Genomic DNA, 9,578 nt, shown 5'->3' with positions numbered 1-9,578 from the left:
TGCATCTCTGCTTGGGCTAGAGACTCTTTATGTGCCTGGTCATCTGCTTTCGCCTGGGCTTCTGCCTGCGCCAGAGCCTCTTCGAGTGCCTTGACATCTGCTTTCGCTTGGGCTTCTGCTTTTGTATGATGTACGTCTGAGTACGATATAGGAAGAGTGGCAAGACCAGGAAGTACAGAATTAGTCACGCCCTCTATGCAAGATACTTCCACAAGACCCTCGGTATAGCTATCATGAAATTTCATGTTAATATCTTTAGTATTTACAGTAGTCAAAATGCTATTGAAAGCCTCTTTCTTTTGGGAATCAGTGACTTTCAGTATTCCCTCATGTAACATTCTATCCATGGTAACTTGGAATTTAGGAAAGTTATTAATAACACGAGAATCAGGAAGCTGTTGTTCTATGAGTTGTTTAACTCCATCAGTTAAGAATTCCGACGGAAAACTTGGGATATCCTGTAATAATGTTGTAAGTTTCATGACGATTTGACAACCCTTTTGAAATTCTTCATCCGAACCAACCCCCGTTAATATGCAAACGGTGAAGATTCTTTCAATGATCTGATTAATCCATTTTCTAATTCTGGGATCATCGTAAAAATAAGTCTCCAAGATTATCCACCTCCAGTTAATAGCTTGTAAATAACCTATGCTTGTCACTTCAGAATAAGTACCTAACCGACAATATCAACAGATCTCATCTTGGTTTCTTCCCAACATTCATATGAATTTTCACAATAAGATGAAAAATCTTTTAAGAATGACAATCGCTTAATGTCTAAATAACACTATAAAAAGTTAAACAAGGTGATCCGCATATTTTTATACGAATCACCTTGTTTTTTTACCGACCCCCGAGGTCTGACCCCAAACAATCAACATGCAGCGTACAAATCAAATTTCCTTTACCGCGCCATCTAAAGCACACCCCATTTGCGCTTATATTCCACCTTCAAGACAAACTCATCATCATAGTAACCATGTTCATTCAAGGCCTTAAGGGAGTCATTAAAATCGAAAGACTCTGTCTCCATCAGAATGTGGTCTTTCCAACCTGTGATTGCCCAATCATCATGTACCTTTATAAGAATGTCCATCATTTCGGCAATACGATTTAATCGAGTATGCATAAACTCACCGAAATATCTTAAATTTTCCGGCTGAACATCCTTTACCTTAATTATGTCAACCAGGGGTGGTTTTTCTCCAGCCAACCACTCTTTCTTTTCGTAATAATTGAAGATAAAACGCGCTCTCTGAACACAGGTTTCATTATTTGGATTCATCGATAGGCCTCCTTTGCAAGATAATACAATGTCGCTTTCCAGCTGTTTCTTACAATTGCAGATTCAAGCTATCCTATGCCAAGTTGCAGCTTCTTCTTCAATTCTAAGGTTTAACCCTTAGCGGTTATCAAAGACTTCATAATCCCAAATGGAATTAAGCTAAACAAGGGTAAAAGCAGGAAGTTAATAGATAAGGAAATACCTAAGGGCCATATACCATATTGAATAGCAAAATTCATAATAAAGGTTACATATCCAGAAGTCTCAGAGACCGGTCTAAAGCCTATGAGGACAAGTAATACTACATATAAATATAGACTTAAATTAATAGGGTCTTTATTTGCAAACGAGGAAAGCATAAAGAGATAAGAATTATAAAACACAATGATGATTCCTCCAGTCAAAACGGTATAAGTAAACATTTGGCTTAGAAAGGTATTTTCGATAAAAAGCTGATTGCTGATCGGAAGACAAGAGATTAAAAGTATCTGTAAAACGAAGTTAATTTCTAAAGCGCTCTTTAAACTCAGCGCCGGCAACTGAATGACATAAACAAGTATCATAAAATTTAGACCTGCTATAGCCCAAGTATGAATACCCCATGGGTCTTTAAACCCAATTTGGTTGAGAGAATTCGAAAACGAGAACAAAATTCCTACGATGAGACCGGAGAATATGAAATAAAAAGGAAGGTAATGTGGATTAAGCTTTTTCCCCAAATAGATTGTAGGTATGATCGTTCCTAATGTACCCAGACAGAGAACGGATTCAAAGAAGGTAAAAAGAACCACAAAATATCACCCTTTCACTTTTTAATAATTTAAAATTGATTCGTAGGCTCCAAGCCTCAAGATATGTGAATGGGGCCCCTTGACAGTTATTCTACCATAGGGATAATTTACAGCATAGAGGATTAAGGTAATTTATTCCAAAAGAGAATCGATTTTAATGCTAAGACAGGACAAGCCACTGGGGCGTTCTCCTGTCTTACGCATGACCGAGGCATTGTCAGATAGAGGACAAATTGTCATGACAATCTTTCGGATATGTGACAATTTGTCATAGTCTCTCAATTAACTAAAACGCCTTTTAAAACGCAAACGTTGGAAATACACTGTTTTAACAAGTGCAAGGACTTGGCATGGTTATTGCTTATATAATTATCGAATCTAAATAATGGTTTTAATATAATATTTCACAAAGGAGATGAGCAATTACATCTAAGCAGCAGTATTAATTTTTTACGGGTAATTTATAAGGTTTGCGCAAGAAAATTCATCAATGGTTACTTGATGAATGAAGAAAAGATGGAGGTATTTATGTGAACGATAAAACTAGCACATGGATTAAAGCATTACCTGGAATTCTTTTTATGGTCATTATCGCTATGCTGGCAATGGGTACAAAATCCATCGGTGGTGAGTGGACTGGTATCGAAGGGTGGATAAAAACCAACTCTAAATTTTTTGGCGACGTACTTAAAATCAATCACGTTATTATCGTTATTATCATCGGTATGGTTATTCGTAATACGATTGGAATTCCCTCTTGGGCCCAGATGGGTGTAAAAACTTCTCGGATTTTTATCAAAATGGGTGTGATATTGCTTGGGTCACTTTATAGCCTAGCTGAATTAGCTAAGCTGGGTTCGACGTCCATCCTCATGATTGCATCATTTATGTTTGCAACAATTTTCTTCGTTTTTTGGTTAGGTAAGAAATACAACATGGATGCTGGATCTGCTGCTTGTCTGGCCGCTGGTGCCGGAGTATGTGGTGTATCGGCCATCGTTGCGGTTGCTCCGGCTGTTAAAGCTAAAGGGGAAGATATTGCCTACTCCATTGCTACTATTCTTTCGTTCGGTATCGTTTGCTTATTTACCTTCCCAGTTCTAGGACATTTGATGGGATTGACTCCTGAGCAGTTTGGAATGTGGGCGGGTACAGGTATCCTAAACTCAGGGCAAGTATTAGCAGCAGCCCTTGCTTTTGATCCCGGCACCAAAGAAATACCGTCCATCAGCTTAAAAGTGGGCGAGATCTACAACTTAACTCGTGTTGTTTTCCTTCCTTTCGTAGTTCTATTGATCACGATTCTTTATGCACGTATGTCTGATGACAAAACCTCAAATGCAACCGCTAACATGGGGAAAAATTTCTTCAGCAAATTTCCGTTATTCGTGCTTGGTTTTATCATAACGGTTACTTTAACTTCCTTCGGTGCGTTTGGTCCTACTTCGCCAGTCTCTGCAGATCTAAAAGCATTCCGTGATGTTTACAGCTGGTTCTTCTCTATCGGTCTCACTGGCTTAGGCTTACAAATTTCCTTTGCTGAAATGAAAAAGGCTGGAGGGACTCCCTTGATTATTGGCTCTGTTGCAGGTTTCATGAAAGCTGCACTTTCCTTAATCGTTGTTCTATGGTTGTTTTAATAAAAGTTTTATTGAGAGGTAATATTAAGGAGGTAACGATACATGTCTGAAAAAAAAGAAGAGAAGCAATTATCATTATTTAGTAATGATAAACATGAGGATCTATTTGCTATTTTTGGTGCAGCATTCGTTATGATAGTAATTTTAATTCTCTAAACATCAGAAAGAAGGTTTCCAAATGAACGGTCAAATTCTATTTATTACCGACGGTTCGCCTTCGGCGGATGCAGCTGGTCAAATGGCAACCGAGATGTCTCTGTCGCTAAAGCTACCTTTAAGGGCAGTCTTCATTTTGGATGAAGGGTGGAAAAATTTCTTAGGCGATGAATGGATAAACACTTCCTCAACTCGGATGCGATTCTACCACTGGTTTGAAGACGGTCTTCATAAACACTCAGAAGAGGTACTGGCTGAGGTTGCAGAAAAGGTCAAGGGAAATGGTGGACAAGTGGAAACAGAGTTAAAAATCGGTAAAACAGAAAAACTCATTGGGGAACTGACCGTTGAGAATGAAACCGCTATACTGGTTTTGCCGAACCCACATGTAACCGCACCAGCTGCTACTGCAGGTCTTAGGTATAATCTCCATTCTTTAGCTAAAAAAGTAAAATGCCCCATCTATATTGGTCCTAAATAATCTAAAAGCCACCTGCAAAGGTGGCTTTTCTCGTACTAGTCAGAAAGTATAAACTGACTGTACCTGTCAGAAATGATTACTTTCTGGAAGCCTAAGTGCACTAGGAGGCCACTGGCCAAGGACGGCCGAGTGTCTCTGCAGCCAAGACTCGAACAAGGATGTTCGAGGTTAGTACATCGCCATGAATAGCAAGGTGTCGTGATGGCGAGAAGGGACCACCTTCGCTAAGGCTTGGTGCCAGCAAAGTTTTCTTTATGGGACGGAGTTATGTCCAGCAACGTTTACTTGACTGTGATCCAATAGTTGCCCATAATTACAACCGATAAAAGATATCCAAGTGGAATATTTACCAATACTCCTGCAGTAAAAGCTGCAAACGGCTTCCAACCGACTGAAGCAAGGTCCTTCAAGCGACTGGTTAGGCCAATCGAGAGAAAGGTAAAGATGAAGGCCCAATTTCTTAATTCTATAATCGGATTAATGATTTTATTATCGAGCGCTTTGGAAGTCACTACATTCGGAGAAGCAGCTAAGAAAGTTATGATAATTGAGGCGACAAAGAACCCTATAACGAATTTCGGAAAGCGTATCCAGACATCAAGTGCATCCGGTTTGGTGCCGACATACCTTTTCTCCCATCTTGTGACCGAAGTAAAAGCCATGATAAAACACCAGATTCCAATGAACATGTCACGACCTACAACTTTCATCAGGGTAAACGTTTTGATTGCCTGTTCATTTATAGCTGCTGCTGCAGCCATACCAGGAGCATCGGCAAATTCTGCCGTGCCAATCCAAGCACCCGCAGGACCGGGTGGAATATTCAATGCTTTAATCGCTAAGGGTAGGATAAAAATCATGATGATGGACCAAAGAATAACCATAGAAATTGCAATTGATACGTGTTGCTTCTCTGCTTTAACAGCACCGCCAATGGCAATTGAAGCAGAAACTCCGCAAATCGAACCACCAGCCGCCAGAGTAGCAGCAAAGCGTTTATCAAGCGCTAAAATCCGTGTTCCTGTCCAGTAAATGGTGAGGAAAGTCGCCAGGGCTATAATTGTCGCTTGGGCGAAAGCAGTCGTACCGGCTTTGACAATTAAAGTAAAGGGTAAGGAAGCGCCCATTAACACAATTCCCAGCTTAATGTAAAATTGGGTCTGGAGTGCGGTGCTTAGCCAATATGGAATTTTAAAAAGGTTACTAATTACGAGTCCTACGACGAGTGCGAGAAGTGGGGTTTCAATGTTATATCGTTTCATGACATCCCAAGAACCCCAAACCGAAACAAGAACACTCAATAAGAAAAGAAATGTGAATCCCACTAAAAACCGTTTAACATCTCCAGTCAGTGCCTTTACCGCGATTGAAAATAAAATAAGAAAAAACAAATAGAGTGTTAAGAGAGTAGTCATATGGCTGCTGACGTAACTTATGGCAGTGCTATAGTAACTATAGCTCGGAATCTTTAGCACAATCCAATTCATAAAGTTAATCCCATTACTCCAGAACACGATTGCTAACACTACGATCGTTAGTCCAAGCCACACAGCCCAATAATCTTCCTGTTTCCAAAGGTCGGACCAGCCCTCGGAAGGAGTCGTTGATTTTTTTGCAGAGGATACATAGCCCATTATTCAACCACCCCATAACTCTGTAACTTTCGATACAGATTCCTCACACTGATTCCTAAACAGTTTGCAGCTTGTGACTTATTGCCCTTCACTCTTTTAAGAGTAGCTAGAATGTAGTGCTTTTCAACCTCTTCTAAGGATAGACATCGATTGTCACGAAATATATCTAAGAATCCTTCTTCTGAATCGGAAGAGTGAAATTTTTTCACGACTTGCTCTGAGTTTCCCCAAATATCCTTAGGTTTGATCCTTCCACCGATTGATAAGATTTGTCCGCGTTCGATGAGATGGAAGAGCTCACGAACATTACCCGGAAAATCATAATTTAGCAATTGCTCCCTCGTTTCCGGTAATAAAATATAATCCTTATGAAGCAATTTCTTGTTGTTCTGGTTTTCAAGGAATTGCTCTACAAGAGGAAGGATATCATCTCGCCGTTCGCGTAGAGGGGGGACGATTAAGGTTAAGCCATTTAAGCGATAAAACAAATCTTCACGAAATCTTCCGTGAATTATTTCCTGTTGAAGATCTCTATTGGTTGCTGCGACAATCCGAACATCTACCTGCCGGAGTCGGGTATCTCCAACGCGCCGGAATTCTCCGCATTCTAGAAATCTGAGAAGCTTCACTTGAATAGACAAGGGCATTTCACCGATTTCATCAAGAAAGAGAGTGCCATTATCGGCCATTTCGACTAATCCGATTTTCTGAGACCCAGCTCCAGTAAAGGAGCCTTTTTCGTGCCCAAAAAGCTCACTCTCTATTAAAGTTTCTGGAATTGCGCCTGCGTTTACAGGAACGCAAGGGTGATTAAACCGAGAGCTGCAATGGTGGATTGCTTGGGCAATCAACTCCTTACCCACGCCGCTCTCTCCTTGTATGAGGACCGATGCATCTGTTTGAGCTACTTTACGGGTCATCTCTAGAAGCGCCACCATGGGTGCACTTTCGGCTATAATTTTAAGTTCTGGCGTTTGACGGTTCACTACCTGCCTGAGCCCTGTATTTTCCAGCAATAGTTTCTGTTTCTCCAGAGCTTTTTGCAACGTAATTTCAAGCTCAGACAAGTTACACGGTTTGGTAAGGTAATCATACGCGCCAAGTTTCATAGCTTCAATGGCTGACTCGATCGTACCATTTCCAGTTAACATGACGACTTGGAGATCCGGTTGTAATTGTTTAATCTCTGGCAAAAGGATAAGCCCGTCACCGTCCGGCAGTTTGATATCCAACAAGACAGCATCGATTAAAGTATCTTTGAGAAGGGATAACCCTTCTTCGGCAGTACCTGCTTCTAGTATTTCATAACCTCTACGCTTTAAACGCTGCGCAATAATCGCGCGCAAAGCTTCCTCATCGTCTAAGATTAGAATCCTTTGACAGTGCTTCATTACTTTAATCCTCCTTTATGGAGAGGCAAGGTTATCTTCACACATGTTCCTTGACCTTCCGTACTATCTAAGGCCATCTCGCCTTGCATCTTCTGCACAATTCCGTAACTTACATATAACCCCAAACCTGTTCCTTGCCCTACGGACTTGGTTGTGAAAAACGGGTCGAATGCCTTCTTCAGGTTGGCTTGAGGAATGCCTTCCCCATAATCCTTTACCATAAAATGAATCTTCTCCCCTTCGCGGTATCCTTTAACTTCGATCACTTTGCCATCAGAGGAGGCATCCAAAGCATTGTTGATCAGATTGAGAACCACTTGTTGCCACTCATTTTCATTACCTATGATAAAGAGACTATTTTCCATTTGGAGCTCGATTTTAATCTGCTTTTGTTTTGTCTTGTGTTCTAAAAGTCCAAGTGTATGTAAACTGACTGCACCAATTTCGATAAGGTCACTTCCATTGATGCGCTGACGGGCAAAACCAAGTAAACGATCCGTAATCTGTTTACATCTGACGATTTGCCCCAAGACGATTCTAAAGCCAGACTTGATTTCCTCTCGAGTCGGCCCCGGCTCTTCCTCATTCAAGCGGTCCAGTAAGTCTTCACTATGAGCCGCAACGATTGCTAATGGATTGTTAATTTCATGAGCCACTCCTGAAGCCAATAGTCCAATGGCAGCCATTTTATCCGTCTCAATCATACGTGCTTCCATTTCCACCTCTTGAGTAATATCGTCAAGCAGTAACAGGTAAGCCGCACTCTCTGGATTATCAGGCGACAACTCATAAAACGTTTGACGGAAATGTCTGCGTTCTTGGTTCACAAAAACAGAACATATATTACGGGCATTTTCGTGGTAAACGCCCTCCATGCTTTCTCCTTTAACAACTTGATCACAAGGGAGATTCTCTAAATGATGTCCAAACCATTCAGCAAATTTCGTATTCCACCAAATAATCTTTTTATCAGGATTTAAAAGAACCATGCCAGCGCCAACCCCATCGACGACGGTAGTCAACAGTGCCTTCTCATCTTTTAGATTTTCATTCTTTTGATCCAATGAATTTAACAGCTGATTAAAGGATTTAACTAATCTCCCGATTTCATCCCAACTCTCAATTGGAATATGGGATTCTAAGTCTCCCTTTGAAATAATTTGTCTAACTTGATCTTCAAGGTTTTCAATTGGATGAACTACTTTCAGACCAAAAGCAATACTTAAAATCATGACTAAGGCCATGATTAAGATGGCAATCATGATGAGCCGAAAAGCAAAATCTAAAATTGGTTTATTTGCTTCTCGGGCTGGCTGTTCAATAAATACTGCCCAATTCGGAGTGTCCACGGAAGTAAACGCCCCAATAACTGAAACACCATCCAGATTCTTATATTCACTTCCTTGGGAAAAATCCTCTCCCTCCAGAAAACTTTGAACTGCAGAATCTTCATGAATTTCCTCATGATCTAAAACAAGCTTGGAGTCAGTATGCCCTATCAAGTTTCCTGCTTGGTCAATTAAAAATACGTACTCTCCTTCATCCAACCGGTTATTAACATATCTGCTGATGATCCTCTGTAAGTCAACTTTAGCTTGCAAATATCCAATTCGATCCTTTGTCATGGGGTCTTGAACTGCTACCGTCAAATAAATCTCCGGGTGCCTGTCACTCGTGAAGAACACTTCGCTAATAGCTGAGGGTTTTTCCATGGAGATTGGATTTTCAATTTTTGCTCCAGGAGTAGTAGCAGAAGGAATTCCCCCTTGGCGAGTGATCTGATCGATAATGTTAAAATTCTCATCGGCAATCTTAATTTCTTCGATAAAAGAGTCTTTTTGCAAAAGTATTTCTAAAATAATCTGACGTGATGTTTCATCTTTCCCGACAAGTGCGTAGGAACTCGCTTCCTTCGTAAGGGTTAAACTGTCCTCGAGATTTTTGACGAAGTCGCGTATTTGATTGGCAATCACTGTCACATGCTCAAAATCTTGTTCATGAATATTTATTTGTAGATTTTGTCGTACAGAGGTAAAACCCAAATTTCCAAGAAGGAACAGCGGAAGAATGGACATGGTAATTCCAAATAAAAGAAAATGAACTTTAAGGCGCATCCACCAAGGAATTGAGCTTTTCTTCAACATTTGTCCCCCATCCGACGTTAGTTAATCCTCATACTCTTTAATAACCATATGTA

Annotated in this window: 7 protein-coding genes and 1 pseudogene; 2 read left to right on the top strand and 6 right to left on the bottom strand. The window is 40.5% G+C overall.

Annotation, left to right across the window (positions count from 1 at the left end; genetic code table 11):
- From BUB11_RS27600 to BUB11_RS15830, 3 genes and pseudogenes are all read right to left on the bottom strand, one after another.
- Positions 1 to 614, bottom strand: a pseudogene (locus BUB11_RS27600) (hypothetical protein); the annotation flags it as partial.
- Between the two features lie 305 nt (positions 615 to 919).
- Entirely contained in the window at positions 920 to 1,288 is a 369-nt protein-coding gene (locus tag BUB11_RS15835; RefSeq protein ID WP_073030721.1) for a hypothetical protein, read from the bottom strand.
- 110 nt (positions 1,289 to 1,398) lie between these two features.
- Positions 1,399 to 2,079 (bottom strand): hypothetical protein, encoded by a 681-nt coding sequence (locus tag BUB11_RS15830; protein ID WP_073030720.1) that lies wholly within the window; start codon positions 2,077 to 2,079, stop codon positions 1,399 to 1,401.
- A 530-nt stretch (positions 2,080 to 2,609) separates the two neighbouring features.
- On the opposite strand from BUB11_RS15830, the gene BUB11_RS15825 reads away from it, so the two are divergent.
- Both BUB11_RS15825 and BUB11_RS15820 read left to right on the top strand, forming a co-directional pair.
- A complete protein-coding gene (locus tag BUB11_RS15825) occupies positions 2,610 to 3,719 on the top strand; it encodes a YeiH family protein (RefSeq protein ID WP_073030719.1) in 1,110 nt (369 codons plus the stop codon).
- Between the two features lie 178 nt (positions 3,720 to 3,897).
- Complete coding sequence (locus tag BUB11_RS15820) at positions 3,898 to 4,356, top strand: universal stress protein (protein ID WP_073030718.1); 459 nt, start codon at positions 3,898 to 3,900, stop codon at positions 4,354 to 4,356.
- 281 nt (positions 4,357 to 4,637) lie between these two features.
- Here BUB11_RS15820 and BUB11_RS15815 read toward each other — a convergent pair whose 3' ends face one another.
- The 3 genes from BUB11_RS15815 to BUB11_RS15805 are packed head-to-tail and all read right to left on the bottom strand — an operon-like array spanning position 4,638 to position 9,522.
- On the bottom strand, positions 4,638 to 5,990 hold the full coding sequence (locus BUB11_RS15815; protein ID WP_073030717.1) for a YeiH family protein: 1,353 nt from the start codon (positions 5,988 to 5,990) through the stop codon (positions 4,638 to 4,640).
- Positions 5,990 to 7,381 (bottom strand): sigma-54-dependent transcriptional regulator, encoded by a 1,392-nt coding sequence (locus tag BUB11_RS15810; RefSeq protein WP_073030716.1) that lies wholly within the window; start codon positions 7,379 to 7,381, stop codon positions 5,990 to 5,992. The genes BUB11_RS15815 and BUB11_RS15810 overlap by 1 nt, the downstream gene beginning before the upstream one ends.
- Positions 7,381 to 9,522, bottom strand: coding sequence for a PAS domain-containing sensor histidine kinase (locus BUB11_RS15805; protein ID WP_073030715.1), 2,142 nt, complete (start codon positions 9,520 to 9,522; stop codon positions 7,381 to 7,383). The genes BUB11_RS15810 and BUB11_RS15805 overlap by 1 nt, the downstream gene beginning before the upstream one ends.
- Positions 9,523 to 9,578: the final 56 nt, after the last annotated feature.

Source organism: Desulfosporosinus lacus DSM 15449 (assembly GCF_900129935.1).
In the GTDB taxonomy this organism is placed as follows: Bacteria; Bacillota; Desulfitobacteriia; order Desulfitobacteriales; family Desulfitobacteriaceae; genus Desulfosporosinus; species Desulfosporosinus lacus.
Note: the sequence above shows the minus strand (reverse complement) of the source record. Positions and strands in the feature narration are given on the sequence as shown.

Coding starts and splice junctions, on each gene's coding strand:
- BUB11_RS15835 (WP_073030721.1), bottom strand. CDS start 1,288: ATGAATCCAAATAATGAAACCTGTGTTCAGAGAGCGCGTTTTATCTTC.
- BUB11_RS15820 (WP_073030718.1), top strand. CDS start 3,898: ATGAACGGTCAAATTCTATTTATTACCGACGGTTCGCCTTCGGCGGAT.
- BUB11_RS15815 (WP_073030717.1), bottom strand. CDS start 5,990: ATGGGCTATGTATCCTCTGCAAAAAAATCAACGACTCCTTCCGAGGGC.
- BUB11_RS15810 (WP_073030716.1), bottom strand. CDS start 7,381: ATGAAGCACTGTCAAAGGATTCTAATCTTAGACGATGAGGAAGCTTTG.